The sequence below is a fragment of the Streptomyces sp. enrichment culture genome (assembly GCF_964272895.1).
Taxonomy (GTDB): Bacteria; Actinomycetota; Actinomycetes; order Streptomycetales; family Streptomycetaceae; genus Streptomyces.
On sequence record NZ_OZ186832.1, the window covers coordinates 3,845,227 to 3,871,413 of the forward strand.

A 26,187-nucleotide genomic window follows, 5' to 3' on the forward strand; every position below is an offset into this window, starting at 1 on the left:
TGAGCACGGACTCAGCCGGCGCCCGCGCCACGCAGCTCGTAGACCATCCGCATCGTCGTCATCGAGCCGGCGCCCCGGTACGGATGGAGCAGCTCGCGGTGGCGGACGTGTGCCGCGCTGCTCTCGAAGGCCCGGAAACTCGGCTCGTCCGTCCAGTCGCTGACGATGTAGTAGACGCTGCCCTCGGCTCCGTCCTCCTCGGCCGCCTCGCGCAGCAGCCACTGGGCGACATTGCCGGGACGGCTGGTCACCGCCTCTCCGACACTGAGCCACGTCTCCTCGAACTCGCGCTCCCTGCCCGGGTGGATCTCCATGCGCAGCAGTACCCGGAAGACCCCGGAGCCGGTGCGGCCGCCGCCCGTGTCCGCCGCCGCTCGTGCCGTGGTCATGCCGACTCCTTGAGCTGCTGGACGACGTAGTCGTGGAACAGCCTGGGGCTGGAGAGTTCGGGTACCTCGGACTCCGGTACGGCCACGCCGGTCTCCAGTTCCACCCGGGTCGCCGTCTCCAGCAGGGCGAGCGAGTCGACGCCCAGATCGCCGAACGCGGTGTCCTGGAGTTCCTCCGGCGGGGCCGAGTCCAGGGGTTCCCCCGTGGCGGAACGGATGATGCGGAACAGGTCGTCGAGTGTGAATGCACTCATCGTCTGAGCCTCCTCCCGGTTGCCCCGAGCATCCCGGTCGCGGGTCAGCGCTCCTTGGAGTCCTGGCCGAGGCCGGTGCGCGGCGGGCGTGCCGGGGTTGCGCCCCGACCTCCGGGGACTAATATGTGTTCGTCACGCATATATCGGAGGGACCGTGTCCGAAGTGAAAACCGAGAGTCAGCGCCCGGCGGAGGACACGCCGACGGCCGGGCGCCGTGTACTGCTGCCGCTGGTCGGCGTCCTGCTGGCGCAGCTGCTGGCCATGCTCGACATGAACATCACCGCGACCGCGATGCCGGTGATCATCGACGAGTTCGGCGCGCTGGGCTCCTTCTTCTGGGTGGCCACGGCCTACACCCTGGCCGCCACCGTCACCACACCGCTGTACGGCAAGTTCGGCGACCTCTTCGGCCGCAAGCCGGTGTTCGTCTTCGCCATGGGCGCGTTCCTGGCCGGGTCGGTGCTCAGCGGCGCGGCGCAGTCCATGGTCGAGCTCTCCCTCTACCGGGCCGTCCAGGGTGTGGGCGCGGGCGGGTTCATCGTCTCCGCCATGGCGCTCTACACCGAGCTGCTCACTCCGCAGCAGCGGACCCGGTACCAGGGGTACTTCTCCACCGCCCTGACCGGGTTCGCCGCCCTCGGTCCGCTCGTCGGCGGCTATGTCACCGACACCTGGGGCTGGCGGTGGATCTTCTACATCAACGTCCCCATCGGGGCGGTGTCCCTGCTGCTGATCCTCACCACGCTCAAGCTCGACCGGCGCGCCACCCGGCCGAAGATCGACTACTCCGGCGCCCTCCTGGTGGGCGGAGTGGCCACCGGTCTGGTGCTGATCTCCAGCTGGGCCGGCACCGAGTACGGATGGGGGGATCCGCTGATCCTCTCCCTCATCGCGGGCACCGTGGCCCTGATCGTGGGGCTCGGGCTGGTCGAGCGCCGCGCCGCGGAGCCGATCGTGCCCCTCTACCTGCTGCGCCGGCCCATCCTCAACATCTCCAACGCCCAGGCGTTCGCCTCCGGTACCGCGATGTTCGGCGCCCTGATGTTCCTGCCGATCTTCCTTCAGGTGACCACCGGAAGCTCTGCCACGGACTCCGGCCTCCTGCTGCTGCCGCTGACCGTCGGCATCGTGATCGCCGCCCTGTGCGCCAGCCCGTTGATGGTCAAGTTCGGCAACGAGAAGTGGTTCGGTGCCGGCGGTGTGGCGGTCACCGGCGTGGGGATGGCCATGCTCATCACCCTCACCCCGGACACGGACAGGCTGGTCTCGCTGGCCTACACGGTGCTGATCGGCATCGGCCTCGGGCTGATGACCCAGGTGTACGCGCTCGCCGTGATGAACAACTCGCCGATGAAGGACCTGGGGGCCGCCGTCTCGCTGCAGACCCTCAGCCGGCAACTGGGCGGGTCGCTGGGCCTCGCGGCGTTCAATGCGATCTTCCATGCGCGCCTCGTCTCCGACCTGTCCGAGCTGGATGACGAGCAGGTGGAATTGGCGCAGCAGCCGGAGAACGTCCATGGGATGAGCGGAAGCCTTCGAGAAACCGTTCTGAACGCCTACGACGCCGCGGTCGACCGGGTATTCCTGGTGGCCACGTCCGTTCTCGTGGTCGCCCTGATTCTGGCGCTGCTGCTCAAGCTTCCGAAGCAGTCCAAGGAGGCCGAGCAGAGCGAAGGAAAATGAAAATGATCGGCCTTTGCGGGGCCGCGTAGCATATCCTTGGCGGGTGCAGGAGTGAAGGGACTGTTCCAGCCATCCCCCTAGTCCGGGGGGCCGGATGTCGGGCCCATATATACCCGCAAACAATCGGAATGATGCATTCCGAGCAAGCGGAGTCGGGAATCTCACGTGCCAGATTGTTCTTCCGGGGTAACGTGATACGTTCACTATGAACGAGTCAGCGCGGAAGCTTTTCTGGGCGGTGTTCTGATAGCGCACGGGTGTGCCGTCGTGCGCGGTCGAGCCCAGGAGCAGGGCGGTGCGCTCTGCCGTGTCAAAAACAGTCCTTCCGCGCTGGGGTGTCTCCTCGCACAGAGGTAAAACCTTCCCGGAGGAAAGACCATGGAATTTCGCCTGCTCGGCCCCATGGCGGTCAAACACGACTGTCTTTCCGTACCGACTGCGCCCAAACCGCGCAAGGTCCTGGCTCTCCTGCTCCTCCACGCCAACCAGCCGGTCCCCACCTCGATGCTCGTGGAAGAACTGTGGGACGAACGGCCCCCGGCCAGCGCGATCCGCACCCTCCAGACCTACATCTTCCAGCTGCGGCGCCACTTCTCCGTGCTCGACGACCTCGCGAGTACGGAGTGGGACGCCACCGGGCAGGAATACCGGTTCATCGTCACCGGTGCGTCCAGCTACGTCCTTCGCATCGACGAGGACGCCCTGGACGTGCTGGCGTTCCAGCGGCTGTCCGCGGCGGGACGTGCCGCCCTCCGGGACGGCCGGCCGCGCGAGGCCAGTGAGCTGCTCGGTCGGGCCCTGAGCCTGTGGCGGGGACCCGCCCTCGCCGACGTGAGCCTCGGGCGCCCCCTGCAGATGCACGCGGTGCGCCTGGAGGAGGACCGGCACGCGGCACTGGAGGGGAGGATCGAGGCGGATCTGCTCGCCGGCCGCCCGTACCACGAACTCATCGGCGAACTCAGCTCGTTACTGGTGGCAGATCCCCTCAACGAGGGGGTCTGCCACCGGCTGATGACCGTCCTGTGCCTCGCCGGGCGCCGCAGCGAGGCCATCCTGGTCTATCACCAGCTGCGCTCGCGCCTGGTGGAGGAGTTCGGGATGGACCCCTGCGGCGAACTGCGCGAGCTGTACGAGCGCGTCCTGCACGACGACCTCTCATCGCCCCGGACGCGCGAGTCGGTCCCGCTGTAGTGAGCCCGACCGCGCGTGTACTGAGCCCCGCCGTGCATGCGGTGAGCCCGGCCACGCATGCGGTGAGCCCCGCCGCGCATGCGGTTGAGCCCCGCCACGAGCGCGGTGAGACCTGCCATGAGCGCGGTGAGCCCCGCCACGAGCGCGGTGAGACCTGCCACGAGCGCAGTGAGCCCCGCCACGAGGACACCCCTTTCCCGGCCATGCAGGAGGCACTGTCATGGATGTGACCCAGCACAAGTCCGCCATTTCCGACACCTTCGACCGCGCGGCAGCGGACTTCGACCGCTCCCCGGTGGACTTCTTCACGCCACTGGGCCGACGGCTGGTCGCCCGGGCGGAGTTACGCCCCGGCGAGCGGATACTCGACCTCGGATGCGGCCGGGGGGCGTGTACGTTCCCCGCCCGTGAGGCCGTCGGGCCGGACGGCTCCGTCACCGGCGTCGACATCGCGCCCGCGATGGTGCGCCACACCGCGGCGGAGGCCGCCGAGCGGGGCTGGCGCAATGTGACGGTACGTCATATGGATGCCGAGAGCCCGCAGTTCGCCCCCGAGTCGTTCGACGCGGTGCTGGGCGGCTTCAGCGTGATGCATCTGCCGGGCGCTCCCGACGTACTCGGGGCCTACCTCCCCCTGCTCGTCCCGGGCGGGCGGCTCGTCTACAGCGACCTGGTGGACGAGGACGGCCTCCCGCCCTTCGTCCCCCCGGCCGCCTTCGCCGTCCTGGCCCCGCACTTCCCGCCCGGCCCCGACCCGCGGGAGCGAGGACGGGCACCCTGGTCCGACTCGGCGGAGAGCATCTCCTCGGCCCTGACCCGGCTCGGCTTCACCGAGGTGGCGGTGACCGAGGAGGCCCACGAGATGTCCGTCGGCTCGGGGGCGGACTGGATCACCTGGACGATGTCCACCGGCCTGCGCGCCGCCTGGGACAACCTGCGCGGAGCCGACGCCCTCGCCGCCCGGCGGAGGATCGAGGCCGTCTTCGACGAACGACGCGGGCCGGACGGCCGTATCTCCCTGCCCGTCGTCGTGCGCTTCGTCCACGCCCGCAGGCCGTCCGGCCCAGGAGCCGCCGCGGCGTCCGGCTCGCGGGAGGGACGGTGACCGTGCGATCCGAGCCGGAGGCACACGCCCCCGACGACATCGATGTCGTCTCGCTGGCCCGCACGATGGTCCGGTACGACACCTCGCACGACGGCGAAGGCGCGGACACCCTGCCACTGGCCCGCACCCTGGACCGGATCTGGCGGCACGCCGGCGTCGCGACCGAGATCATCGAGACCCCGAAGCCCGGGAACGTCCACTTCCTGGCCCGCATCCCCGGCACCGGGGAGCGGCCGCCGCTGCTGGTGCTCTCCCACTCCGACGTGGTGTCCACCCGCCCCGAGGACTGGCAGCGCCCTCCCTTCGCGGCCGAGATCGCCGACGGCTTCCTGTGGGGACGCGGCAGCCTCGACATGAAGGGGGCGGGTGCCGCCTTCATGCACGCCCTCCTGCGCCACGTACGGGAAGGGGCCCGGTTCGACCGCGACATCATCTTCCTCTCGGACTGCGACGAGGAGGGCGGCTGGTACGGAACCCGCTGGCTGACCGAACACCACTGGGACCGGGTGGACGCCGGAGCCGTGCTGACCGAGGGCGGCTGGACCCTGGCCGGCGAGGACGGCCGCACCGCAATGCTGGCGTCCCTGACCTGCGTCGACCGCACTTTCGGCGCGGTGCGCCTGACCGCCTCCGGCACGGCCACCCACTCCTCCCGCCCGCTGCCGGACTCCGCCATCGCCCGGCTCGCCGCGGTGGTGCACGCCGTCTCGCGCACACAGCTCCCGGTGGTCCTCACGCCCCTGAGCCGCGACTACTTCACGGCGCTGGCCCGAGCCACCCGCGACCCGGAACTCACCGCCGCCGTCCACCGCCTGCTGGACGCCGACAAGGCCGGCGACCAGGCCGAACGCGACGCGGCGGCCGACGCCGTGCTGAGCAGAACCGCGTATCCGGGACTGCACAACGCGATGCTGCGCGCCACCATCGCGCTCGTCGCCCAGGACGGCGGGCTGCGCGCCAACGTCATTCCCGGCCGGGCGTCGGCGCTGCTGCAGTTGCGGTTCACTCCGGGCGGCCAGCCGCCTCAGGACGTACTCGACCACATCGGCGAGATCGTCAGGGAGTACCCCGGCATCCGCATGGACCTGGTCGGCCCGCCCGGGGAGAAACCCGCCGACACCCTCGCCCGGTGGAACCGGGACTGGCGGGCCCGGCCCAGCCCCACCGACTCCGACCTCTTCGACGCCTGGCGGCGGGCCGTGGCGCGAACCCATCCGGGGATCCCCGCGGTGCCCGCCGTGTTCGAGGGCGGCACCAGCGGAAAGCCCTGGCAGGACCGGGGGATCCCGGTGTACGGCATGTATCCGTACGTGGTGGACAACCCGACGCTGACCGCCATGCACGGCAATGACGAACGGGTGAGCGTGGCGGCCCTGAGGCAAGGGGCGGAGTTGCTCTACCGCATGTTCGGGTCCTTCGTCGCGGCGGGCGCGGGCAGAGCGCGGGGTTAGTGCGCGGACGAAGCGGTCGTCACCGCAGCGGTGGCGGCCGTTTCGCGTGGACATGGACTGACGGGTTTCGGCCACCGGTTGTACGGTCGGCACGCAGAAGTGTTCGTGTCGTGCGCGGATGTGCGTGCGGGGGAGGGGTCGGCATGACCGGGGCCGGGGTGGGGCGGCGGGTGCCGCGGGTGCGGGGGTTCGCCGAGTGGCCGGACGCGGGGTCGGCGAAGGAGGACGGCAAGGAGCTGCGGCGGAAGGTGCCGCGCCGGGCGCAAGCCGTGCTCGAACCGGACGCCGCGCGGCCGGACGCGGTGAGCGCGGTGGAGGAGTCCGGCCGCGGCCGGATACCCGAGCTCACGCCGATACGGGTGGGCCGCATGGCCGCGACGCCCTTCGCCTTCCTGCGCGGTTCCGCCGGGCTGATGGGCCACGATCTGGCCCGTACGCCGACGACCGGGATCCGCGCCCAGATATGCGGGGACGCCCACGCGGCCAACTTCGGGCTGTACGGCGATGCCCGCGGCGACCTGGTCATCGATCTCAACGACTTCGACGAGACCGTGGTGGGCCCCTGGGAGTGGGACCTCAAGCGGCTCGCCGCCTCGCTGGTGCTCGCGGGCCGGGAGGCCGGCGCCGACGAAGACACCTGCCGTGCGGCCGCCCATGACGCGGCCGGCGCCTATCGCCGCACCATGCGGCTGCTGGCCAGGCTGCCCGCGCTGGACGCGTGGAACGCCATCGCGGACGAGGAGCTCGTCTCCCACACCGACGCCCATGATCTGCTCGGCACGCTGGAGCGGGTCATGGCCAAGGCGCGGGCCAACACCAGCGGGCGCTTCGCGGCCCGCTCCACCGAGCGGACCCCCGACGGCGGGCGCCGCTTCGTGGACGCCCCACCGGTGCTGCGGCGGGTGTCCGACGCCGAGGCGGCGGCCGTGGCGGCGTCCCTGGAGGGGTACCTCGGCACGCTCTCCGAGGACCGGCTTCCGCTGCTCGCCCGGTACGCCGTGCAGGACGTGGCGTTCCGCATCGTCGGCACCGGCAGTGTGGGCACGCGTTCCTACGTCGTGCTGCTGCTGGACCATCGCGGGGAGTCCCTGGTCCTCCAGGTGAAGGAGGCCCGCCCCTCCGCGCTGCTGCCGCACCTGGCCACGGCCGGGGTGAAGGTGCCGGACGTCCCGCACGAGGGCCGCCGGGTGGTGCTCGGGCAGAAGCGGATGCAGGTCGTCAGCGACATCCTGCTGGGCTGGACCACCGTCGACGGGCGGGACTTCCAGGTGCGGCAGTTCCGCAACCGCAAGGGCAGCGTCGACCCGGCCGCGCTCGCGCCCGACCAGATCGACGACTACGCCCGGATGACCGGCGCGCTGCTCGCCCGCGCCCACTCCCACAGCGCCGACCCGCGGCTGATCGCCGGCTACTGCGGCAAGAACGAGGAGCTGGACGAGGCGATCGCCGCGTTCGCCGTCGCCTACGCCGACCGCACCGAGGCGGATCACGCGGAACTGGTCGCCGGGGTACGGGCGGGGCGGATCGCGGCGGAGACCGGGGTGTGACGGTGGGGGCGGTGGTGCGACCGTGGCGCTGAGTGGGCGAACCGTGGTGCTGGGCCTGACAGGTGTGTCAGGGCTTGTGGTGCTCGGGGCGGATTCTGGGATTCCGGAGGTCGTGGAGGCGTGGCCTACGCTGGTCGGGTGACGAGCCCGGAAGCTGAGCAGGGTGGTGGCGTGGCCGGTGGGACCGGTGTGGCGCCTGATGGCGGTACGTCCCCGGAGACCCCCGAGGAGCGGCTGGAACGGGCCGTGCGGGTGGCCGAGCAGGCGCTGATCGAGTTCGAGATCGCGGTGGAGACCTTCCGTATCGAGGTCGACAACTTCTCCCGGTTGCACCACCAGCGGCTCGGCCCCATGTACGCCCGGCTGGAGGAGCTGGACGCGCTGATAGCCGAGGCGCGTGCGGCCCGCACCGGAGACCCCGAGGATCTGCGCCGGGCGCAGGAGCTGCGCGCGCGGGTGCTGCCGATGCCCAGCGTCGAGGAGCTGTTCCACGGCTGGATGGACGGCGACGGGCTGTTCCCGGAGGCCGCGGCGATGCTCACCGGCCAGCCGGTGCGGCCCCCGGCGCGGGTGCGGCCCAGCGAGGAGGCCCGCAAGCTCTACCGCGAGCTGGCCCGCAAGGCCCACCCGGACCTGGCGCAGGAGGAAGGCGAGCGCAAGCGGCGTGAGGAGTTCCTCAGCCGCGTGAACGCCGCCTACGCCCGGGGCGACGAGGCCGAGCTGCGGGAGCTGGCCGAGGAATGGGCGAAGGGCCCCGCGCCCGCCGAGCGCGGCCCGAGCCGCAGCGAGGAGCTGTACGCCCGCCTGGACTGGCTGGCCCGGCGCAAGGAGATGCTCGCCGTGGTCGCCCGCGAGCTGGAGGAGGGCGCCATCGGCTCCATGCTGCGCCTCGCGCCGGACGATCCCGACCGGCTGCTGGAGGAGATCGCCGAGCAGCTGCTGGCGGAGGTCGCCAAGCGGGAGACGGAGCTGGCCGAGCTGCGCGGATAGCGGGGCCGGGCTTCCGGGACAGCGGCGGCCGGGGTTCGGGTAGCGTCGGAGGCATGAGTTTCGGAGCTGGAGTGCCCACGGTCGAGGTCGCGGACCTCAAGGACGACGACTTCCTGCTGGACGTCCGTGAGGACGACGAGTGGCGGGCCGGTCACGCCGCGGGCGCGCTGCACATCCCGATCAGCGAGTTCGTCGCCCGGTACGGCGAGCTGACCGAGGCCGCGCCGCAGGACGGCCGGGTCCATGTGATCTGCCGCTCGGGCGGGCGCTCGGCGCAGGTCACCATGTACCTCGTCCAGCAGGGCATCGACGCGGTGAACGTCGACGGCGGCATGCAGGTGTGGGAGGCCGCGGGCCGTCCCGTGGTGACGGACGAGGGGAAGCCCGGATTCGTCCTGTGACGTCCGGCGACCTCCGGACGTCTGTGACCTTGTGGCGTCCGTGACGTCCGTGGCTGCCGTGACGTCGGTGGCGTCCGTGACGTCCCGGCCGTCCGGCCGCCTCAGCCGCCGAGCGGGTGGGCGGCCAGGAGGTCGCCCAGGGTCTCCTCGTGGGCGGCCGCCGGGCCGAGCGACAGCTCCAGGTGCTTGGCCCAGGCGTGATAGCGGTGCAGCGGGTGGTCCACGTCGGCGCCCGAGCCGCCGTGCAGATGCTGGGCGGTCTGCACGACCCGTCGTACGCCCTCGGCCGCCCAGATCTTGGCGACGGCCACATCGCCGCGCACGGGCAGCGCGCCCGGCGCCCCCGAGGCGATCCGCCAGGCCGCCTGCCAGAGGGTGACCTCCATGGCGCGCAGGTCGATGTAGCGGTCGGCGGCCTGCACGGCGACCGCCTGGAACGTGGCGAGCGGATGCCCGAACTGCTTCCGTGCGCCGGCGTGGTCGGCCGTCATCCGCAGCACGCGCTCGCCGAGCCCCAGGGCCAGCGCGCATGTACCGGTGGCGAGCAGATCGCGCAGCCACTCCCAGGCGCCGGCCGTCTCGACGACGTGGTGCTCGGGGAGGCGGGCCGCGTCCAGGCGCAGGTGCCCGAGGCGTTCGCCGGTGGTGGAGATCTGCTCGGCGAGGGTGGTGCCGGGGCGTCCGCGGGGGACCAGGGCGAGGACGGTGCGGTCGTCGGCGGTGTGCGCGGGCACGAGGACATGATCGGCGTCGTGCGCCCACGGCACCGCGGTCTGCACGCCCTCCAGCAGCCACTCCCCACCGTCCCAGCGGGCGGTGACGGCCCGTTCGGCCGGGTCGTGGCCGGTGCGGCCGTGCGCGGCGACGGTCAGCACGGTCTCGCCGCGGCCGGTCGCGGGAAGCAGCCCGGACGTCAACTCGGGGTCGGCGTACGCCTGGAGGGCCGCCGCGGCCGCGCAGTTCTCCAGGAGCGGCACCCGCGCCAGCGACTTCGCGGACTCGCGCAGCACCAGGCACAGGGCGACCGCGTCCAGGCCCGCCCCGCCGTGCTCGGCGCCCAGCAGCAGGCTCAGCAGGTCCGCCTCGGCGAGCCTGGCCCACAGCGCCCGGTCGAAGCCGTCGGCGACGGCGCCCCGGGTGACGGCGGGAGAGGGCACGGAGTCGGGCACGACGCCGGTGAACACCCCGCGCGCCGCCTCCGCGGCCGCCAGCTGCTCCTCGCTGAAGGTGAAGTCCACGGTCCCGTCCTCCCGCCGCCTCCGCCGGTCCGGCACAGCGCCGGATCTGACGGGGCGTCAAGATAGAACAGGTTCCAGGAGAAGGGAATGCCCGGCCCGGTCCTCCGGGGGCTCCCGTCAGCGGTCGAAGTCCAGCTCCACCTTCTCCGTCGCCGGATGCGACTGGCAGGCGAGGACGAATCCGGCCTCCGTCTCCTCCGGTTCCAGGGCGAAGTTGCGGTCCATGCGGACCTCGCCGGAGACCAGGAAGGCCCGGCAGGTGCCGCAGACGCCGCCCTTGCACGCGTAGGGCGCGTCGGGGCGGTTGCGCAGGACCGTCTCCAGCAGGGACTCGCCGTCCTGCACCGGCCAGGTGCCGGCCCGGCCGTCGAGCCGGGCGGTGACGGTGCTGTGCGCGGGGGCACCGGCCCGTGCCGTGGGCGCGGGGCTCGCGTCCACGTGGAAGATCTCCTCGTGGATCCGGGCGCGCGCCACCCCGAGCCCGCGCAGCGCCCGCTCCGCCCCCTGCACCAGGCCGAACGGCCCGCACAGGAACCAGCCCGCCACCTCGTCGACCGGCAGCAGCGCCGGCAGCAGCCCGGTCAGCCGCTCCTGGTCGAGCCGGCCCGAGGGCAGCCCGGCCTGCTGTTCCTCGCGGGACAGGACCGTCACCAGCTGCAACCGGTCCGGGTAGCGGTCCTTGAGGTCGGCGACCTCCTCCAGGAACATCGTCGAGGCCGTCGTACGGTCGCTGCGTATCAGGCAGAACCGCGCCCGCGGCTCGCGCGCCAGCAGCGTGGAGACGATCGACAGCACCGGGGTGATGCCGCTGCCGCCGACGACCGCCGCGTACAGTCCGGGCGCCGGGTCGAGGGTGAAACGGCCGGCCGGGGTCATCACCTCCAGCTCGTCGCCGATGTTCACCTCCTTCAGCGCGTACGTGGAGAACGCGCCGCCGTCCACGAGGCGCACGCCGACGCGCAGGGTGCGCGGGCCGGGCTCGCCGGGCGCGGGCGCCGGGGCGCAGATCGAGTACGTCCGCCGGATCTCCACGCCGTCGACCACCCGGCGCAGGGCCAGGTGCTGGCCGGGGGCGTAGCGGTAGGACTCGCGCAGCTCCTCGGGCACGGTGAGGGTCAGGGCGACGGAGTCGTCGGTGAGCCGGTCGACCGCGGCCACCGGGAGTGTGTGGAAGCGGGCCATCACAACTCCTTGAAGTGGTCGAAGGGTTCACGGCAGGACAGGCAGCGGCGCAGGGCCTTGCACGCCGTGGACGAGAAGCGGGTGAGCAGCTCGGTGTCGGCGGAGCCGCAGTGCGGGCAGTGGACGGTGTCCGACGCGCCGTCGGGTCCGGCTGTCCGGGTCGGGCCGAGCGTCACCGCCACCGGTCCGCCGCCCTGCCGTACGCGCGGGGGCGCGATGCCGAACTCCCGCAGTTTGCGGCGTCCTTCGGCCGAGATGTCGTCCGTGGACCAGGCCGGCGAGAGCACCGTGCGGACCGTGACCTCGCGCATCCCGTGCTCGTGCAGCACGCGCTCGATGTCGGTCGCCATCGTCTCCAGGGCCGGGCAGCCGGTGTACGTCGGGGTCAGCTCGACCTCGACGGCGTCCGCCCCGCGCAGGTGCACGGCGCGCAGGACACCCAGCTCCTCAAGGGTGAGGACGGGCAGCTCGGGGTCGGGCACCGATCCGGCCAGCGCGAGGAGTTCGGCCTCCAGCGGGGTGGTGGTCACCATGACGCCCCCGGGTGGCTGCGGTGCAGATGCTGCATCTCGGCGAGCATCCGGCCGAACGACTCGGTGTGCAGGCCCTCGCGTCCGGCACCGGCGGCCCAGGCGCCGGTGCGCGGCCCCTCGGGCACGGTCAGGGTGGCCCGGCGCAGCACGTCCTCGACGGAGGCGAGCCAGGCGGTCTCCAGGGCCGCCACGTCCACCTCCAGGCCCTGCACCGGGCGGAACATCTCGCCGGTGAACCGCCACAGCGCGTCGCAGGCCCGCCGCATGCGCTCATGGCTGACCTCGGTGCCGTCGCCCAGGCGCAGCGTCCACTGCTCGGCGTGGTCGCGGTGGTAGGCGACCTCCTTGACCGCCTTCGCGGCGAGCGGCACGAACGGGCCGTCGCCCGCGGCCAGTTCGGTGTACAGCAGGTGCTGGTAGGTGGAGAAGTACAGCTGGCGGGCGATGGTGTGGGCGAAGTCGCCGTTGGGCTGCTCCACCAGCTGGAGGTTGGTGAAGGCCCGCTCCTCGCGCAGATACGCCAGCTCGTCCTCGTCGCCGGCCATGGACAGCAGCACACGGGCCTGGCCGAGCAGGTCGAGGGCGATATTGGCGAGGGCGACCTCCTCCTCCAGCACGGGGGCGTGGCCGATGCCCTCGCCGAGGCGGTGGGAGAGCACCAGCGCGTCGTCGCCGAGGGCGAGCGCGGCCGTCGTGGGGATGGTGGCGGTCACAGGTGCTTCACCCCCTCCGGGATCTCGTAGAACGTCGGGTGCCGGTACGGCTTGTCGGCGGCCGGCTCGAAGAAGGGGTCCTTCTCGTCCGGCGAGGAGGCGGTGATCGCGGAGGAGGGCACGACCCAGATGGACACGCCCTCGCCGCGCCGGGTGTACAGATCGCGGGCGTTGCGCAGGGCGAACTCCGCGTCCGGCGCGTGCAGGCTGCCGGCGTGGGTGTGGGACAGGCCGCGGCGCGAGCGCACGAAGACCTCCCACAGCGGCCAGTCGGACGTGCTCATCCTTGCGCCTCCTTGCGCTCACCGTGGTGCTTGGCCGCGTACGCGGCGGCCGCCTCGCGCACCCACGCGCCCTCTTCGTGGGCCCGCCTGCGCTGGTTGATCCGCTGTTCGTTGCACGGGCCGTTGCCCTTGAGGACGTCCCAGAACTCGGTCCAGTCGATGGGGCCGAAGTCGTAGTGACCCCGCTCCTCGTTCCACTTCAGGTCCGGGTCGGGCAGGGTCAGGCCCAGGGACTCGGCCTGGGGGACGCAGATGTCGACGAAGCGCTGGCGCAGCTCGTCGTTGGAGTGGCGCTTGATCTTCCAGGCCATCGACTGCGCGGAGTGCTGCGACTCGTCGTCGGGCGGGCCGAACATCATCAGCGACGGCCACCACCAGCGGTCCACCGCGTCCTGCGCCATCGCGTGCTGCTCGGGGGTGCCCTGGCTCAGCGCCAGCAGCAGCTCGTAGCCCTGGCGCTGGTGGAAGGACTCCTCCTTGCAGATACGGACCATCGCGCGCGCGTACGGCCCGTAGGAGCAGCGGCACAGCGGCACCTGGTTGGTGATCGCGGCGCCGTCCACCAGCCAACCGATCGCGCCGACGTCCGCCCAGGTCAGGGTGGGGTAGTTGAAGATCGACGAGTACTTCTGGCGGCCGCTGTGCAGCTTGTCGAGCAGTTCGTCGCGGCTGGTGCCCAGGGTCTCGGCCGCGCTGTACAGATACAGCCCGTGGCCCGCCTCGTCCTGGACCTTGGCCATCAGGATCGCCTTTCGGCGCAGCGAGGGCGCGCGGGTGATCCAGTTGGCCTCCGGCTGCATGCCGATGATCTCGGAGTGGGCGTGCTGCGCTATCTGGCGTACGAGCGTGGCGCGGTAGGCGTCCGGCATCCAGTCGCGCGGCTCGATGCGCTCGTCGGCCTCCACGGCCGCGTCGAAGACGCGCTGGTACGCCTCGGCGGCCGCGTCGGTGCCGTCGGGGCCTTGGTGCGCCGGTGTGCGGGCCGTCTGGTGCGCGGCTGCTGTCGCCATGAGGTCCCCCTCGACCATGGGCTCTGCGCGGAGCTTCTCCCGACCGATCGTTCGGTCCGTGCGGTTCCATGGTGGGACGGGCGCCGTAAGGTGTCAACCGTTGTGGATAACCCGCCCGGCCGCGGGGCCCTCCGGGGGCTGCGCCGTCCGGGTGAGGCTCAGTACCGTTCCGCGTGCGAGCGCGGGGGCGGTGCCGGGTGGTGCACGGGGCGTACGGGGCCCTGCTCGCCGTAGGACCTACGCCGGAGCGGCCGGCACAGCTGAGATCGGAAGTCGGGGAATCGGGGCGTGATGGACGCGCACGAGGCGAAGGACGCGGACGGCGCCGCCGAGCGCATAGGCCGGGGTGCCGAGCCCGCGGACGCGGAGCCGGGGAGTGCCGACGCCGAGATCCTCGACGCGGAGGAGGGGCGCGCCGACGCGGAGGCCGGGGGTGCTGACGCCGGGGCGGGGAGTGCTGATGCCGAGGAGGGGCACGCAGACGTCGGGGCGGGGAGCGCTGATGCCGAGGAGGGGCACGCAGACGCGGAGGCGGGGAGCGCTGATGCCGAGGCGGGGCACGCCGACGCGGAGGCGGGGCGTGCCGACGTCCAGGCCGCCCCCGCCGAGCCCGACCCCGCGCCTGCGTCGCCGCCGGTGGAGGCTCGCCCCGCGCCTGCGGCGCCGCCCGTGGACCCCTGGCCCGAGCTGCCCGTGCCGGCTGCGGTCAAGGCTCCCGCGGCCGCGCCCGCCCCCGCCGCCGTGCCCGCTGCCAGGGTCTCCTCCCCCGCCGCACCCCTTGAGGGACCGCGTACGGGGGTCGCCGCGCTGTCCCTGCGCTATCGGGTCGGTGTCGCGCTGACCCTCGCGATCGTCGCCGTGGCCGTGTGTGTGCACCTCGGGATGGTGTTCCTGCACGTGGCCCCGTCGAACACGGTGTCGAAGAAGCACGCGGAGACCATCGACAAGTGGGTCTACCCGGAGTTCGAGCAGAACTGGAAGCTCTTCGCCCCGAACCCGCTCCAGCAGAACATCGCCGTGCAGGTCCGGGCCCAGGTCCGGACGGCGGACGGCGAGCGGCGCACGACCGGCTGGCGGGACCTGTCGGCGCAGGACGGCCGGGCGATCGACGGCAATCCGCTGCCGAGCCACACCCAGCAGAACGAGCTGCGCCGGGCCTGGGACTTCTTCCTCGCCACGCACGACGCCCAGAACCGCCCCTCGGGGGTGCGCGGCATGCTCGCCGAGTCGTATCTGCGCCGTATCGCGGTGCTGCGCCTGGACCGGTCGGGTGACATCGGGGCGGGCGGCACCGTCGAGATGGTCCAGCTCCGCTCCCGTACGGAGAACGTGCCGCCGCCGAAGTGGAGCGAGGAGAAGGTGTCGCTGACGCCGATGCACCGGGAGCTGCCCTGGTGGACGGTGTCGCGCGCCGAGGCCGAGGGGGTCCTGCGGTGAACCGGTTCTCCCTCGCCGTCTCCGGCGCCATCGCCCGGGTCACGGAGGCGGCCCTCGGTCCGTACCAGGCCGCCGTGATCCGTATCGGCTTCGCCCTGACCTGGCTGCTGTTCCTGCTGCGGGAGTTTCCGCACCGGCACGAGATGTACGGCCCGAGCGCCCCGTGGAGCTGGGAGCTCGGGCGTCAGCTGATCGACCTCAACCATGCGTTCACGGTCCTGATGTGGTCGGACAGCGGGTTCTGGTTCGAGTCGGTCTATCTGCTGGCCGTGCTCTCCGCCGCTCTGCTCATGCTCGGCTGGCGCACCCGGACGATGTCCGTGCTGTTCCTGCTCGGCGTGCTGTCGCTGCAGAACCGCAGCGTGCTGATGGGCGACGGCGGCGACAACGTCCTGCATCTGATGAGCATCTACCTGGTGTTCACGCGCTGCGGTCAGGTGTGGTCGCTGGACGCGCGCCGGGAGCGGCGCGGCGCGGCGGCACGCGCGCGGGGGGAGCGGGTCGTGGACCGGGTGGGGCCGGCGCTGTGGGGCCTGTCCGGCGTCGCACTGCTCGCCGCGACCCTCGCCGGGAAGCTCGGGGACGACTGGATGCTGGAGGCGGCCGGGTCCGAGGGCATGGGCGCACCCCGGCTGGTGTGGACGTTCGCGGAGTCCGCGGTCAACGGTCCGGGGATGGTGCCGGCCCTGCTGTGGGCGGTGTGGGCGGCGATGGGCCTGTGGTGGCTCGTCGGGCGCCGCGCGAGGACCGCGCAGCCGCGCATCCTGCTCGACGTCGTGACGAACGTCCTGCACAACGCCGCCCTGCTGGTGATCATGGCCGAGGCGTGTCTGATCTACGCCACCGCCGGCTGGTACAAGATCCAGGGCTCGCGCTGGCAGGACGGCACGGCCGTCTACTACCCGCTCCACCTCGACTACTTCTCGCCCTGGCCCGCCCTCGCCGACCTGCTGTCCTCCAGCGGCACCCTGGTGATGCTGGTGACGTACGGGACCGTGCTGGTGCAGGTCGCCTTCCCGTTCACGCTGCTCAACCGGCGGCTCAAGAACGTCCTGCTCGCCCTGATGATCACCGAGCACGCGGTGATCGCCGTCGTGCTGGGGCTGCCGTTCTTCTCCCTGGCCATGATCGCGGCGGACGCGGTGTTCCTGCCCACGACGTTCCTGCGCCGGCTCGGCGCCCTCGGGGCACGCGCGCGGGGACGGCTGTCGCGCCGGGGCGGACGGGAGGAACCGGCCGCGCCACCGAGCGCGCCGGCGCCCGAGCAGACGCACGTAGGCTTCACGGCATGAACGACCCTGTGGACGCCTGGCACCGCCTGGCCGGCGCCTCCGTCCTGCTCGACGGCTTCCACGCCCTCAAGCACGCGCTGCGCTTCGGCGCCGAGGTCCCGGTCGCCGTCACCGCCGATCGCGCGGCGGCGCTCGCCCTGGCCGACGAGCTGGCGCCCGATGTGCGGGCGGCGCTGGACGCGCTGCTGACCGAGGTGGACCAGCGGACCTACGCCTCGCTGGTGCCGCGTCCGCACCCCACGGCGGTGGCCGCCCTGGCCGTACGGCCGTCCCGCGCGGCCCACCTGGAGCGGCTCGCGCACGCCCCGCGCACCGCCCCCGTGGTGGTCCTCGACAACCCGCGCAACCTCGGCAACGCGGGCGCGGTGATCCGTCTGGCCGCCGGGTTCGGCGCGACCGGCGTGGTCACCACCGGCACCCTGGACCCCTGGCACCCCACGGTCGTGCGCGGCGGAGCGGGCCTGCACTTCGCGACCGCCGTGGAGCGCCTGGACGTGGCCGAACTGCCCTCAGGGCCGCTGTTCGCCCTCGATCCGGAGGGCGACGACATCCGGGGCGTGAAGCTCCCGGACGACGCCGTCCTCGCGTTCGGGTCGGAGCGCAGCGGCCTGTCGGCCGAGCTGCGCGCGCGTGCCGACCATCTGGTGTCCCTGCCGATGCGCCCGCAGGTCTCCAGCTACAACCTCGCCACCAGCGTGGCGATGACGCTGTACCACTGGAGCTACGGCAGGGCCTAAGCCTCGCGCCTGACCTCCACCACCCGGAACCGGTTGGCCACGAAGGCGCCGTCGCACAGCGCCGCGTTGGCCGCCGGGTTGCCGCCGGAGCCGTGGAAGTCGGAGAAGGCGGCCGTCTGGTTGACGTACACGCCGCCCGTGAGGTTCAGCGACAGCTGGGCCGCCTCCTCCAGGCACACCTCCTGCACGGCCTGCTCGACCTCGGAGTCGACGGTGTACGCGCCGACGGTCATCGCGCCCTTCTCGCGGACCGTGCGCCGCAGCAGCTCCACCGCGTCGGCGGCGGAGTCGACGGCGACGGCGAAGGAGACCGGACCGAAGCACTCGCTCATGTAGGCGGCCTCGTCGTCCGGCTTGGCACCGTCCAGCTTCACGATCACCGGGGTGCGCACGACCGCGTCCGGGAACTCCGGGTTGACGACCTCGCGGGAGGCGAGGGCGACCTCGCCGAGCCCGGCGGCGGCCTCCAGACGGGCCTTGACGTCCGGGTTGACGATCGCGCCGAGCAGCGCGTTCGCGCGGGCGTCGTCGCCGAGCAGGCCGTCGACCGCGCGGGCGAGGTCGGCGGTGACCTCGTCGTAGGACTTGGGGCCCTCGTCGGTGCGGATGCCTTCGCGCGGGATCAGCAGGTTCTGCGGGGTGGTGCACATCTGCCCGCTGTACAGGGACAGCGAGAAGGCCAGGTTGGACAGCATGCCCTTGTAGTTGTCGGTCGACTCCACGATCACCGTGTTGACGCCGGCCTTCTCGGTGTACACCTGCGCCTGGCGGGCGTTGGCCTCCAGCCAGTCACCGAAGGCGGTGGAACCGGTGTAGTCGACGATCCGGATCTCGGGGCGCGTGGCCAGCGTCTTGGCGATGCCCTCGCCGGGGCGCTCGGCGGCCAGGGCGACCAGGTTCGGGTCGAAGCCGGCCTCGGTGAGCACCTGGCGGGCGACCTGCACGGTCAGCGCGAGCGGCAGCACCGCGCGCGGGTGCGGCTTGACCAGGACCGCGTTGCCGGTGGCCAGGGAGGCGAACAGGCCCGGGAAGCCGTTCCACGTCGGGAAGGTGTTGCAGCCGATGACCAGGCCGATGCCGCGCGGGACCGGCGTGAACTGCTTGGTGAGCGCGAGCGGGTCGCGCTTGCCCTGCGGCTTGGTCCACTCGGCGGTGCCGGGCGTGCGCACCTGCTCCGCGTAGGCGTAGGCCACCGCCTCCAGGCCGCGGTCCTGGGCGTGCGGGCCGCCCGCCTGGAACGCCATCATGAACGCCTGACCGGAGGTGTGCATGACCGCGTGGGCGAACTCGTGGGTGCGGTCGCTGATCCGCTTGAGGATCTCGACGCAGACCGCGGCCCGCAGCTCCGCCCCCGCCTCGCGCCAGGCGCGCCGGCCGGCCTGCATGGCGGGCAGCAGCACGTCGATGTCCGCGTGCGGGTAGGTGATGCCCAGCTCGATGCCGTACGGGGAGACCTCGCCGCCGACCCAGTCGTCGGTGCCGGGCTGGCCGAGGTCGAGGCGGGTGCCGAGGAGGGCGTCGAAGGCGGCCTTGCCCGCGGCCGCGTCCAGGCTGCCGTTCTCGCCGTAGCCCTTGGGGTGCTCGGGGTGCGGGGACCAGTACGCGCGCGTGCGGATGGCTTCCAGCGCCTGATCGAGGGTGGGCCGGTGCCGGGAGATCAGCTCGTGCGCGGTGAGTTCGGCGGCCATACGGGACCAACTCCTAGTTCCTGAGCTCTTCCTCGAGCTCGTTGACCTGTGGAGAAACGTGGGCAGGTTCAGCCAGTCAGAGTTAGAGTAACCGAACGATCGGTCGGTTCAAGGGGGTCCGCCGCATCTGTGGAAAACCCCGTGCGGGAGGATCGCGAACATGACAGCACTCGACCTCAGCAGCCCCGTGGCAGTCGTCGGCACCGGCACCATGGGCCAGGGCATCGCCCAGGTCGCACTTCTCGCGGGCCACCCCGTACGCCTGTACGACGCCGCTCCCGGACGGGCCCGGCAGGCGGCCGACGCGATCGGCGCCCGCCTGGACCGGCTCGTCGAGAAGGACCGGCTCACCGCCGCCGACCGGGACGCCGCCCGCGCCCGTCTGCAACCGGTGGAGGAGCTCACCGCCCTCGCCGACTGCACGCTGGTCGTCGAGGCGATCCTGGAGCGGCTCGACGCCAAGCAGGAGCTGTTCCGCGCGCTGGAGGACGTCGTCTCCGACGACTGTCTGCTGGCCACCAACACCTCGTCCCTGTCGGTCACCGCCATCGGCGGGGCGCTGCGCCACCCCGGCCGCTTCGTGGGCCTGCACTTCTTCAACCCCGCCCCGCTGCTGCCGCTGGTCGAGGTCGTCTCCGGGTTCGCCACCGACGTCACCTCGGCCACGCGCGCGTACGAGACCGCCCGCGCCTGGGGCAAGACGCCGGTCGCCTGCGCCGACACCCCCGGCTTCATCGTCAACCGCATCGCCCGGCCCTTCTACGCCGAGGCGTTCGCCGTCTACGAGTCCCAGGGCGCCGACCCGGCCACCATCGACGCGGTGCTGCGCGAGTCGGGCGGCTTCAAGATGGGCGCGTTCGAACTGACCGACCTGATCGGGCAGGACGTCAACGAGTCCGTCACCCACTCGGTGTGGCAGTCCTTCTTCCAGGACGTGCGCTTCACGCCCTCCCTCGCCCAGCGCCGCCTGGTGGAGTCCGGCCGGCTCGGCCGCAAGAGCGGACACGGCTGGTACGACTACGCCGACGGCGCCGAGCGCCCCGAACCGCACACCGCCGAGCAGGCCCCGCCGCCCGCCCACGTCGTCGCCGAGGGCGATCTGGGCCCCGCCTCCGAACTGCTCGCGATGATCTCCGAGGCGGGCATCCAGGTCCGCGAGGAGGACGAGGACAACGGCACCCGGCTGGTGCTGCCCAGCGGCGGCCAGCTGGTGCTCGCCGACGGCCAGACCTCGGTGGAGTTCCGGGACGTCGTCTACTTCGACCTCGCGCTGGACTACCGCAGGGCGACCCGGATCGCCCTGTCGGCCTGCCAGGACACCTCGCCGCAGACCCTCGCCGAGGCCACCGGCCTGTTCCAGGCGCTCGGCAAGAAGGTCAGCGTCATCGGGGACGTCCCCGGCATGATCGTCGCCCGTACGGTCGCGCGGATCGTCGACCTCGCGCACGACGCCGTCGCCAAGGGCGTGGCCACCGAGGAGGACATCGACACCGCGATGCGCCTCGGCGTGAACTACCCGCTCGGCCCCTTCGAGTGGAGCCGCAGGCTCGGCCGCAGCTGGGCCTGCGCCCTCCTGGACGACCTGCACCAGCGCGACCCCTCCGGCCGCTACGCGCCGTCCCTCGCGCTGTACCGCCACGCCTACGCCTCCGACAAGCGGGAGGGGAGCACCTCATGACCACCGCCAGGCGCGACACGTACACCCCCGACTCACTGCTGTCGGTCGCCGTCCGGGTCTTCAACGAGCGCGGCTACGACGGCACCTCCATGGAGCACCTGTCCAAGGCGGCCGGTATCTCCAAGTCGTCGATCTACCACCATGTCGCCGGCAAGGAGGAGCTGCTGCGCCGCGCCGTGAGCCGGGCGCTCGACGGGCTCTTCGGGATCCTCGAGGAGGAGCACGCGCGCGTGGGGGGCGCCGCCGACCGGCTGGAGTACGTGGTGCGGCGCACGGTCGAGGTGCTCATCGCCGAACTGCCCTATGTGACGCTGCTGCTGCGGGTGCGCGGCAACACCGACACCGAGCGCTGGGCGCTGGAGCGGCGCCGCGAGTTCGACCACCGGGTGGCCGATCTGCTGAAGGCGGCCGCCGCCGAGGGCGATGTGCGCGGTGACGTGGAGTTCCGGCTCGCCACCCGGCTGGTCTTCGGGATGGTCAACTCCATCGTCGAGTGGTACCGGCCCGACGGGCGCGGCATGAGCGAGCGCGAAGTGGCCGACGCGGTGGTCCGGTTGGCGTTCGCGGGGCTGCGGCAGGCGGACTGAGGGAACGGGCGTGTGCCGGCGTTCTGAGCACGCGCGTGTGCCGGCGTTCTGAGCACGCGCGTGTGCCGACGTACTGAGTACACGCGCGCGTGCCGACTTGAGTACGTCCGCCGATGTCCCGTCGGCCCGGCGGTGATGGGCTGGGGGCATGTCCCCCTACCCCGACCGTCCCGGCACCGCCCACCCGACCTGGTGGCGGGTGCCGCTCGTGGCCTCCCTGCTCGGTCTGCCGTGCCTGGTGCTGGATTTCCTGTGGTTCCGGTCGCAGGACGGCACGGGGGCCTTCGGCGGCATCCTCTACTGGTCCGCCGGTCTGCTCGTTTTCGCCTGGCTGCCGCCCCACCGCCGGGCCCTGCGCGGGCCGCGGACGGCCGCCGCCGTCGCCGGGCTGGGGTGCGCGATGCTCCCGGCGCTGTTCGCACTGGCGCTGGGGGCGGCCCTGACGGCGAACTGAGGGCTTGGGACCGGTGTCAGCCCTGCGGTTCGAGGTCCTCCTCCTCGAAGACCAGCAGCGTGCGGCTGCTCAGCACCTCCGGGATGGCCTGGAGCCGGGTGAGGACCAGTTCGCGCAGCGCGCGGTTGTCGGTCACATGCACCAGCAGCAGGACGTCGAAATCGCCGCCGACCAGGGAGATGTGGGCGGCGCCGGGAAGACGGCGCAGCTGCTCGCGCACGGTGCGCCAGGAGTTCTGGACGATCTTCAGGGTGATGTACGCCGAGGTTCCCTGGCCCGCGCGCTCGTGGTTGACGCGGGCGCCGAACCCGCGGATCACGCCGTCCTCCACGAGACGGTTGATACGGGCGTAGGCGTTGGCCCGCGAGACATGCACCCGTTCCGCCACGGAACGGATGGAGGCCCGCCCGTCCGACTGGAGCATCCGCAGGATGTCCTGATCGATGGCGTCCAGCGGCCGCGGCGGCTGCGGCGGGGGCCCGGCGTCCGGTCCGTCGGCCATTTGTTCAGATGCCATGTCCCCCCGCCTCCCTACCATGGACGTACTGCGTCCATCAGAGGCTGTGGAGAACCGTTTGTCCACAGCCTGAGGGCACCCGTAGCCAAAATGTGCCGACGACCGAACAATCGGTAGGTGAGGCGCATCACAGACGCTGCGCCTGTGAAGCCGCTCCCACGAGGAGGTGCCGTCATGACGGTCATGGAGCAGCGTGGCGCGTATCGGCCATCGCCGCCGCCCGCCTGGCAGCCCCGTACCGACCCCGCGCCGCTGCTGCCCGACCCGGAGCCCTACCGCGTCCTCGGCACCGAGGCGGCCGCCAAGGCCGACCCGGACCTGCTGCGCCGGCTGTACGCCGAGCTGGTGCGCGGCCGCCGGTACAACGCGCAGGCCACCGCCCTGACCAAGCAGGGCCGCCTGGCGGTCTACCCCTCCAGCACCGGCCAGGAGGCATGCGAGGTCGCCGCCGCGCTCGCCCTGGAGGACCGCGACTGGCTCTTCCCCAGCTACCGCGACACCCTCGCCGCCGTCGCCCGTGGCGTCGACCCGGTCGAGGCGCTCACCCTGCTGCGCGGTGACTGGCACACCGGGTACGACCCGCACGAGCACCGCGTGGCCCCGCTGTGCACCCCGCTGGCCACCCAGCTGCCGCACGCCGTCGGCCTCGCGCGCGCCGCCCGCCTCAAGGGCGACGACGTCGTCGCGCTCGCCATGGTCGGCGACGGCGGCACCAGCGAGGGCGACTTCCACGAGGCACTGAACTTCGCGGCCGTCTGGCAGGCCCCGGTGGTCTTCCTCGTCCAGAACAACGGCTTCGCCATCTCCGTCCCGCTCGCCAAGCAGACCGCGGCGCCCTCCCTGGCCCACAAGGCCGTCGGGTACGGCATGCCCGGCCGCCTGGTCGACGGCAACGACGCCGCCGCGGTGCACGAGGTGCTGACCGACGCCGTGCGCCACGCGCGCGCGGGCGGCGGCCCCACCCTCATCGAGGCCGTGACCTACCGCATCGACGCCCACACCAACGCCGACGACGCCACCCGCTACCGCGGCGACTCCGAGGTCGAGGCATGGCGCGACCACGACCCGATCCTGCTGCTGGAGCGGGAGCTGACCGGGCGCGGACTGCTCGACCAGGACGGCATCGACGCCGCCCGCGAGGACGCCGAGACCATGGCCGCCGCCCTGCGCGAGCGGATGAACCAGGACCCGGCGCTCGACCCCATGGACCTCTTCGCCCACGTCTACGCCGAGCCCACCCCGCAACTGCGGGAGCAGCAGGCGCAGTTGCAGGCCGAGTTCGACGCCGAGGAAGGTACGCAGTCATGACCACCGTCGCCGTGAAGCCCGCCACCATGGCGCAGGCCCTCACGCGCGCGATGCGCGACGCCATGGCCGCCGACCCGGCCGTGCACGTCATGGGCGAGGACGTCGGCACCCTCGGCGGCGTCTTCCGCGTCACCGACGGACTCGCCAAGGAGTTCGGCGAGGACCGCTGCACCGACACCCCGCTCGCCGAGGCCGGCATTCTCGGCACGGCCGTCGGCATGGCCATGTACGGCCTGCGCCCGGTCGTGGAGATGCAGTTCGACGCCTTCGCCTACCCGGCGTTCGAGCAGCTGCTGTCGCACGTCGCGAAGATGCGCAACCGCACCCGCGGCACGATGCCCCTGCCCATCACCATCCGCGTCCCCTACGGCGGCGGCATCGGCGGCGTCGAGCACCACAGCGACTCCTCCGAGGCGTACTACATGGCGACTCCGGGGCTCCATGTCGTCACGCCCGCCACCGTCGCCGACGCCTACGGCCTGCTGCGCGCCTCGATCGCCTCCGACGACCCGGTCGTCTTCCTGGAGCCCAAGCGGCTGTACTGGTCCAAGGACTCCTGGAACCCGGAGGAGCCGCCGAGCGTTGAGCCGATAGGCCGCGCGGTGGTGCGGCGCACCGGCCGGAGCGCCACACTCATCACGTACGGTCCGTCCGTGCCCGTGTGCCTGCAAGCCGCCGAGGCGGCACAGGCCGAGGGGTGGGACCTCGAAGTCGTCGACCTGCGCTCCCTGGTGCCGTTCGACGACGAGACGGTCTGCGCCTCGGTGCGCCGGACCGGACGGGCGGTCGTCGTCCACGAGTCGAGCGGGTTCGGCGGACCGGGCGGGGAGATCGCGGCCCGCGTCACGGAGCGCTGCTTCCACCACCTGGAGGCGCCGGTGCTGCGCGTGGCCGGGTTCGACATCCCCTATCCGCCGCCGATGCTGGAGAAGCACCACCTGCCCGGCGTCGACCGGATCCTGGACGCCGTGGCGCGTCTGCAATGGGAGGCCGAGAGCTGATGGCGCAGGTGCTGGAGTTCAAGCTCCCCGACCTCGGGGAGGGGCTCACCGAGGCGGAGATCGTCCGCTGGCTGGTGCAGGTCGGTGACGTCGTCACCGTCGACCAGCCGGTCGTGGAGGTCGAGACGGCCAAGGCGATGGTCGAGGTGCCCTGCCCCTACGGCGGCGTGGTCACCGCCCGCTTCGGCGAGGAGGGCACCGAACTGCCGGTGGGGGCACCGCTGCTGACGGTCGCCGTCGGCGCGGACGCCTCCGAAGGCGCGGACGTCTCCGGCGGTGCGGCCGGGGCGCCGGGCGAGCAGGGTGCCGGGGGTTCCGCCGCGGCGTCCGGGCGCGGTGCGGACGAGGGTTCGGCCGGTGCGGGCTCGGGGAACGTGCTCGTGGGCTACGGCACCTCCGAGGCGCCCGCCCGCCGCAGGGCACGCGCGGCGCGGCCCGCCCAAGCCAACGGCTCGGCGTCGCCGACGGCCACGGCCACCGCGCCGCAGGCCACCGAGCCCGTCCGGGAGGTGCCCGAGGGGCCGGTGCCGGTGATCTCGCCCCTCGTACGCAGGCTGGCCCGTGAGCACGGCCTGGACCTGCGGGAGTTGCACGGCTCCGGCCCCGAGGGGCTGATCATGCGGGCCGACGTGGAGGACGCGCTGCGCGCGGCCGCGGCCAAGGACCGCACCGCCCAGCCGACGGCCCCCGCGGCGCCCACCGCCCCGGTCCGCTCCTCCGCCGCCGCGCACGGCGAGGTCCGCGTCCCCCTCAAGGGCGTGCGCGGAGCCGTCGCCGACAAGCTGTCGCGCAGCCGGCGGGAGATACCGGACGCCACCTGCTGGGTCGACGCCGACGCGACGGAACTCATGCGGGCCCGCACCGCGATGAACGCGGCCGGCGGGCCGAAGATCTCGCTGCTCGCCCTGCTGGCCCGGATCTGCACGGCCGCGCTCGCGCGGTTCCCCGAGCTGAACTCCACCGTGGACCTGGAGGCCCGCGAGATCGTCCGGCTGGACCATGTCCACCTCGGCTTCGCGGCGCAGACCGAGCGCGGACTGGTCGTGCCGGTCGTGCGCGACGCCCACGCACGGGACGCCGAGGGGCTGACCGCGGAGTTCGCGCGGCTCACCGAGGCCGCCCGCGCCGGGACGCTCACGCCCGCGGAGCTGACCGGCGGCACCTTCACGTTGAACAACTACGGGGTGTTCGGGGTCGACGGCTCCACGCCGATCATCAACCACCCCGAGGCCGCCATGCTCGGCGTCGGCCGCATCGTTCCCAAGCCATGGGTGCACGAGGGCGAGCTGGCGGTGCGGCAGGTCGTGCAGCTGTCGCTCACCTTCGACCACCGCGTCTGCGACGGCGGCACGGCGGGCGGCTTCCTGCGCTACGTCGCCGACTGCGTCGAACAGCCGGCGGTGCTGCTGCGCACGCTCTGAGCAGCGCCGCGGGATCGCCGAGAACGGCGCGGGGGCGTCCCCCGCGCCGTTCCGCCCCACCGGACGGAACCCGGCCCAGCCGCCGTCCGGTCCCG

The 26,187-nt window shown here is 72.6% G+C and carries 26 protein-coding genes; 16 read left to right on the forward strand and 10 right to left on the reverse strand.

The window, feature by feature from the left end:
* Window positions 1-11: 11 nt before the first annotated feature.
* Together ACSU6M_RS17420 and ACSU6M_RS17425 are read right to left on the reverse strand one after the other, a co-directional pair.
* On the reverse strand, window positions 12-389 hold the full coding sequence (locus ACSU6M_RS17420) for an antibiotic biosynthesis monooxygenase family protein (RefSeq protein ID WP_437070651.1): 378 nt from the start codon (window positions 387-389) through the stop codon (window positions 12-14).
* A complete protein-coding gene (locus ACSU6M_RS17425; protein ID WP_437070652.1) occupies window positions 386-643 on the reverse strand; it encodes an acyl carrier protein in 258 nt (85 codons plus the stop codon). Before ACSU6M_RS17425 ends, ACSU6M_RS17420 begins: the two co-directional genes overlap by 4 nt.
* A 163-nt stretch (window positions 644-806) precedes the next feature.
* Between ACSU6M_RS17425 and ACSU6M_RS17430 the strand changes: the two genes are divergently transcribed.
* The 7 genes from ACSU6M_RS17430 (at window position 807) to ACSU6M_RS17460 (ending at window position 9,012) form a co-directional block, all read left to right on the forward strand.
* On the forward strand, window positions 807-2,327 hold the full coding sequence (locus ACSU6M_RS17430; protein ID WP_437070653.1) for an MDR family MFS transporter: 1,521 nt from the start codon (window positions 807-809) through the stop codon (window positions 2,325-2,327).
* A gap of 378 nt (window positions 2,328-2,705) precedes the next feature.
* Window positions 2,706-3,518 carry an AfsR/SARP family transcriptional regulator gene (locus ACSU6M_RS17435; protein WP_437070654.1) on the forward strand — a complete coding sequence of 271 codons (813 nt, stop codon included), beginning with the start codon at window positions 2,706-2,708 and terminating at the stop codon, window positions 3,516-3,518.
* Between the two features lie 220 nt (window positions 3,519-3,738).
* Window positions 3,739-4,623 carry a class I SAM-dependent methyltransferase gene (locus ACSU6M_RS17440; RefSeq protein WP_437070655.1) on the forward strand — a complete coding sequence of 295 codons (885 nt, stop codon included), beginning with the start codon at window positions 3,739-3,741 and terminating at the stop codon, window positions 4,621-4,623.
* Entirely contained in the window at window positions 4,620-6,074 is a 1,455-nt protein-coding gene (locus ACSU6M_RS17445; RefSeq protein WP_437070656.1) for a M20/M25/M40 family metallo-hydrolase, read from the forward strand. The genes ACSU6M_RS17440 and ACSU6M_RS17445 overlap by 4 nt, the downstream gene beginning before the upstream one ends.
* 143 nt (window positions 6,075-6,217) lie before the next feature.
* Window positions 6,218-7,621 carry a DUF2252 domain-containing protein gene (locus ACSU6M_RS17450; protein WP_437070657.1) on the forward strand — a complete coding sequence of 468 codons (1,404 nt, stop codon included), beginning with the start codon at window positions 6,218-6,220 and terminating at the stop codon, window positions 7,619-7,621.
* A gap of 138 nt (window positions 7,622-7,759) precedes the next feature.
* On the forward strand, window positions 7,760-8,611 hold the full coding sequence (locus tag ACSU6M_RS17455; protein ID WP_437070658.1) for a hypothetical protein: 852 nt from the start codon (window positions 7,760-7,762) through the stop codon (window positions 8,609-8,611).
* Between the two features lie 71 nt (window positions 8,612-8,682).
* On the forward strand, window positions 8,683-9,012 hold the full coding sequence (locus tag ACSU6M_RS17460) for a rhodanese-like domain-containing protein (protein ID WP_437075192.1): 330 nt from the start codon (window positions 8,683-8,685) through the stop codon (window positions 9,010-9,012).
* Window positions 9,013-9,113: 101 nt separating this feature from the next.
* Here the strand turns inward: ACSU6M_RS17460 and ACSU6M_RS17465 are convergent, their stop codons facing one another.
* From ACSU6M_RS17465 to paaA, 6 genes are all read right to left on the reverse strand, one after another.
* The gene (locus ACSU6M_RS17465) at window positions 9,114-10,250 is read right to left on the reverse strand and encodes an acyl-CoA dehydrogenase family protein (RefSeq protein WP_437070659.1); all 1,137 of its coding nucleotides are present in this window, start codon (window positions 10,248-10,250) and stop codon (window positions 9,114-9,116) included.
* 117 nt (window positions 10,251-10,367) lie between these two features.
* Complete coding sequence (locus ACSU6M_RS17470) at window positions 10,368-11,432, reverse strand: 2Fe-2S iron-sulfur cluster-binding protein (RefSeq protein ID WP_437070660.1); 1,065 nt, start codon at window positions 11,430-11,432, stop codon at window positions 10,368-10,370.
* Entirely contained in the window at window positions 11,432-11,965 is a 534-nt protein-coding gene (gene paaD, locus ACSU6M_RS17475; protein WP_437070661.1) for a 1,2-phenylacetyl-CoA epoxidase subunit PaaD, read from the reverse strand. Before paaD ends, ACSU6M_RS17470 begins: the two co-directional genes overlap by 1 nt.
* Window positions 11,959-12,678 carry a 1,2-phenylacetyl-CoA epoxidase subunit PaaC gene (paaC, locus tag ACSU6M_RS17480; RefSeq protein WP_437070662.1) on the reverse strand — a complete coding sequence of 240 codons (720 nt, stop codon included), beginning with the start codon at window positions 12,676-12,678 and terminating at the stop codon, window positions 11,959-11,961. The genes paaD and paaC overlap by 7 nt, the downstream gene beginning before the upstream one ends.
* Window positions 12,675-12,962, reverse strand: a complete 288-nt coding sequence (gene paaB, locus ACSU6M_RS17485) for a 1,2-phenylacetyl-CoA epoxidase subunit PaaB (protein ID WP_437070663.1) — start codon at window positions 12,960-12,962, stop codon at window positions 12,675-12,677. The genes paaC and paaB overlap by 4 nt, the downstream gene beginning before the upstream one ends.
* Window positions 12,959-13,972: a 1,2-phenylacetyl-CoA epoxidase subunit PaaA gene (gene paaA, locus ACSU6M_RS17490; protein ID WP_437070664.1), complete on the reverse strand. Its 1,014-nt coding sequence runs from the start codon at window positions 13,970-13,972 to the stop codon at window positions 12,959-12,961. Before paaA ends, paaB begins: the two co-directional genes overlap by 4 nt.
* A 291-nt stretch (window positions 13,973-14,263) precedes the next feature.
* Here paaA and ACSU6M_RS17495 point away from each other — a divergent pair, with 291 nt between their 5' ends.
* From ACSU6M_RS17495 to ACSU6M_RS17505, 3 genes are read left to right on the forward strand one after another with little or no spacing between them, the layout of a single operon-like run.
* Entirely contained in the window at window positions 14,264-15,409 is a 1,146-nt protein-coding gene (locus ACSU6M_RS17495) for a DUF5819 family protein (RefSeq protein WP_437070665.1), read from the forward strand.
* Entirely contained in the window at window positions 15,406-16,701 is a 1,296-nt protein-coding gene (locus ACSU6M_RS17500) for an HTTM domain-containing protein (RefSeq protein WP_437070666.1), read from the forward strand. Before ACSU6M_RS17495 ends, ACSU6M_RS17500 begins: the two co-directional genes overlap by 4 nt.
* The gene (locus ACSU6M_RS17505; RefSeq protein ID WP_437070667.1) at window positions 16,698-17,438 is read left to right on the forward strand and encodes a TrmH family RNA methyltransferase; all 741 of its coding nucleotides are present in this window, start codon (window positions 16,698-16,700) and stop codon (window positions 17,436-17,438) included. Before ACSU6M_RS17500 ends, ACSU6M_RS17505 begins: the two co-directional genes overlap by 4 nt.
* Here the strand turns inward: ACSU6M_RS17505 and paaN are convergent.
* The gene (gene paaN / locus ACSU6M_RS17510) at window positions 17,435-19,126 is read right to left on the reverse strand and encodes a phenylacetic acid degradation protein PaaN (protein ID WP_437070668.1); all 1,692 of its coding nucleotides are present in this window, start codon (window positions 19,124-19,126) and stop codon (window positions 17,435-17,437) included. The two genes, ACSU6M_RS17505 and paaN, sit on opposite strands and share 4 nt — an antisense overlap.
* A 160-nt stretch (window positions 19,127-19,286) precedes the next feature.
* Between paaN and ACSU6M_RS17515 the strand changes: the two genes are divergently transcribed.
* The 3 genes from ACSU6M_RS17515 (at window position 19,287) to ACSU6M_RS17525 (ending at window position 21,845) form a co-directional block, all read left to right on the forward strand.
* Window positions 19,287-20,804, forward strand: a complete 1,518-nt coding sequence (locus ACSU6M_RS17515; RefSeq protein WP_437070669.1) for a 3-hydroxyacyl-CoA dehydrogenase — start codon at window positions 19,287-19,289, stop codon at window positions 20,802-20,804.
* Window positions 20,801-21,391, forward strand: a complete 591-nt coding sequence (locus tag ACSU6M_RS17520; RefSeq protein ID WP_437070670.1) for a TetR/AcrR family transcriptional regulator — start codon at window positions 20,801-20,803, stop codon at window positions 21,389-21,391. The genes ACSU6M_RS17515 and ACSU6M_RS17520 overlap by 4 nt, the downstream gene beginning before the upstream one ends.
* A gap of 148 nt (window positions 21,392-21,539) precedes the next feature.
* A complete protein-coding gene (locus tag ACSU6M_RS17525) occupies window positions 21,540-21,845 on the forward strand; it encodes a hypothetical protein (RefSeq protein WP_437070672.1) in 306 nt (101 codons plus the stop codon).
* A gap of 16 nt (window positions 21,846-21,861) precedes the next feature.
* On the opposite strand, the gene ACSU6M_RS17530 is transcribed toward ACSU6M_RS17525, so the two are convergent.
* Window positions 21,862-22,362: an Lrp/AsnC family transcriptional regulator gene (locus ACSU6M_RS17530; RefSeq protein WP_437070674.1), complete on the reverse strand. Its 501-nt coding sequence runs from the start codon at window positions 22,360-22,362 to the stop codon at window positions 21,862-21,864.
* 174 nt (window positions 22,363-22,536) lie between these two features.
* Between ACSU6M_RS17530 and pdhA the strand changes: the two genes are divergently transcribed.
* From pdhA to ACSU6M_RS17545, 3 genes are read left to right on the forward strand one after another with little or no spacing between them, the layout of a single operon-like run.
* Window positions 22,537-23,670, forward strand: a complete 1,134-nt coding sequence (gene pdhA, locus ACSU6M_RS17535; protein ID WP_437070676.1) for a pyruvate dehydrogenase (acetyl-transferring) E1 component subunit alpha — start codon at window positions 22,537-22,539, stop codon at window positions 23,668-23,670.
* Window positions 23,667-24,671, forward strand: a complete 1,005-nt coding sequence (locus ACSU6M_RS17540) for an alpha-ketoacid dehydrogenase subunit beta (protein ID WP_437070678.1) — start codon at window positions 23,667-23,669, stop codon at window positions 24,669-24,671. Before pdhA ends, ACSU6M_RS17540 begins: the two co-directional genes overlap by 4 nt.
* Window positions 24,671-26,092: a dihydrolipoamide acetyltransferase family protein gene (locus ACSU6M_RS17545; protein ID WP_437070680.1), complete on the forward strand. Its 1,422-nt coding sequence runs from the start codon at window positions 24,671-24,673 to the stop codon at window positions 26,090-26,092. Before ACSU6M_RS17540 ends, ACSU6M_RS17545 begins: the two co-directional genes overlap by 1 nt.
* Window positions 26,093-26,187: the final 95 nt, after the last annotated feature.

Bases quoted from the DNA above. Each gene is read 5' to 3' on its own strand.
- ACSU6M_RS17525 (WP_437070672.1), top strand. From the start codon at position 21,540: ATGTCCCCCTACCCCGACCGTCCCGGCACCGCCCACCCGACCTGGTGG.
- paaB (WP_437070663.1), bottom strand. From the start codon at position 12,962: ATGAGCACGTCCGACTGGCCGCTGTGGGAGGTCTTCGTGCGCTCGCGC.
- ACSU6M_RS17545 (WP_437070680.1), top strand. From the start codon at position 24,671: ATGGCGCAGGTGCTGGAGTTCAAGCTCCCCGACCTCGGGGAGGGGCTC.
- paaD (WP_437070661.1), bottom strand. From the start codon at position 11,965: ATGGTGACCACCACCCCGCTGGAGGCCGAACTCCTCGCGCTGGCCGGA.
- ACSU6M_RS17515 (WP_437070669.1), top strand. From the start codon at position 19,287: ATGACAGCACTCGACCTCAGCAGCCCCGTGGCAGTCGTCGGCACCGGC.
- pdhA (WP_437070676.1), top strand. From the start codon at position 22,537: ATGACGGTCATGGAGCAGCGTGGCGCGTATCGGCCATCGCCGCCGCCC.
- ACSU6M_RS17435 (WP_437070654.1), top strand. From the start codon at position 2,706: ATGGAATTTCGCCTGCTCGGCCCCATGGCGGTCAAACACGACTGTCTT.
- ACSU6M_RS17505 (WP_437070667.1), top strand. From the start codon at position 16,698: ATGAACGACCCTGTGGACGCCTGGCACCGCCTGGCCGGCGCCTCCGTC.
- ACSU6M_RS17540 (WP_437070678.1), top strand. From the start codon at position 23,667: ATGACCACCGTCGCCGTGAAGCCCGCCACCATGGCGCAGGCCCTCACG.
- paaA (WP_437070664.1), bottom strand. From the start codon at position 13,972: ATGGCGACAGCAGCCGCGCACCAGACGGCCCGCACACCGGCGCACCAA.
- ACSU6M_RS17530 (WP_437070674.1), bottom strand. From the start codon at position 22,362: ATGGCATCTGAACAAATGGCCGACGGACCGGACGCCGGGCCCCCGCCG.
- ACSU6M_RS17420 (WP_437070651.1), bottom strand. From the start codon at position 389: ATGACCACGGCACGAGCGGCGGCGGACACGGGCGGCGGCCGCACCGGC.
- ACSU6M_RS17450 (WP_437070657.1), top strand. From the start codon at position 6,218: ATGACCGGGGCCGGGGTGGGGCGGCGGGTGCCGCGGGTGCGGGGGTTC.
- ACSU6M_RS17520 (WP_437070670.1), top strand. From the start codon at position 20,801: ATGACCACCGCCAGGCGCGACACGTACACCCCCGACTCACTGCTGTCG.
- paaN (WP_437070668.1), bottom strand. From the start codon at position 19,126: ATGGCCGCCGAACTCACCGCGCACGAGCTGATCTCCCGGCACCGGCCC.
- ACSU6M_RS17495 (WP_437070665.1), top strand. From the start codon at position 14,264: ATGGACGCGCACGAGGCGAAGGACGCGGACGGCGCCGCCGAGCGCATA.
- ACSU6M_RS17425 (WP_437070652.1), bottom strand. From the start codon at position 643: ATGAGTGCATTCACACTCGACGACCTGTTCCGCATCATCCGTTCCGCC.
- ACSU6M_RS17440 (WP_437070655.1), top strand. From the start codon at position 3,739: ATGGATGTGACCCAGCACAAGTCCGCCATTTCCGACACCTTCGACCGC.
- ACSU6M_RS17470 (WP_437070660.1), bottom strand. From the start codon at position 11,432: ATGGCCCGCTTCCACACACTCCCGGTGGCCGCGGTCGACCGGCTCACC.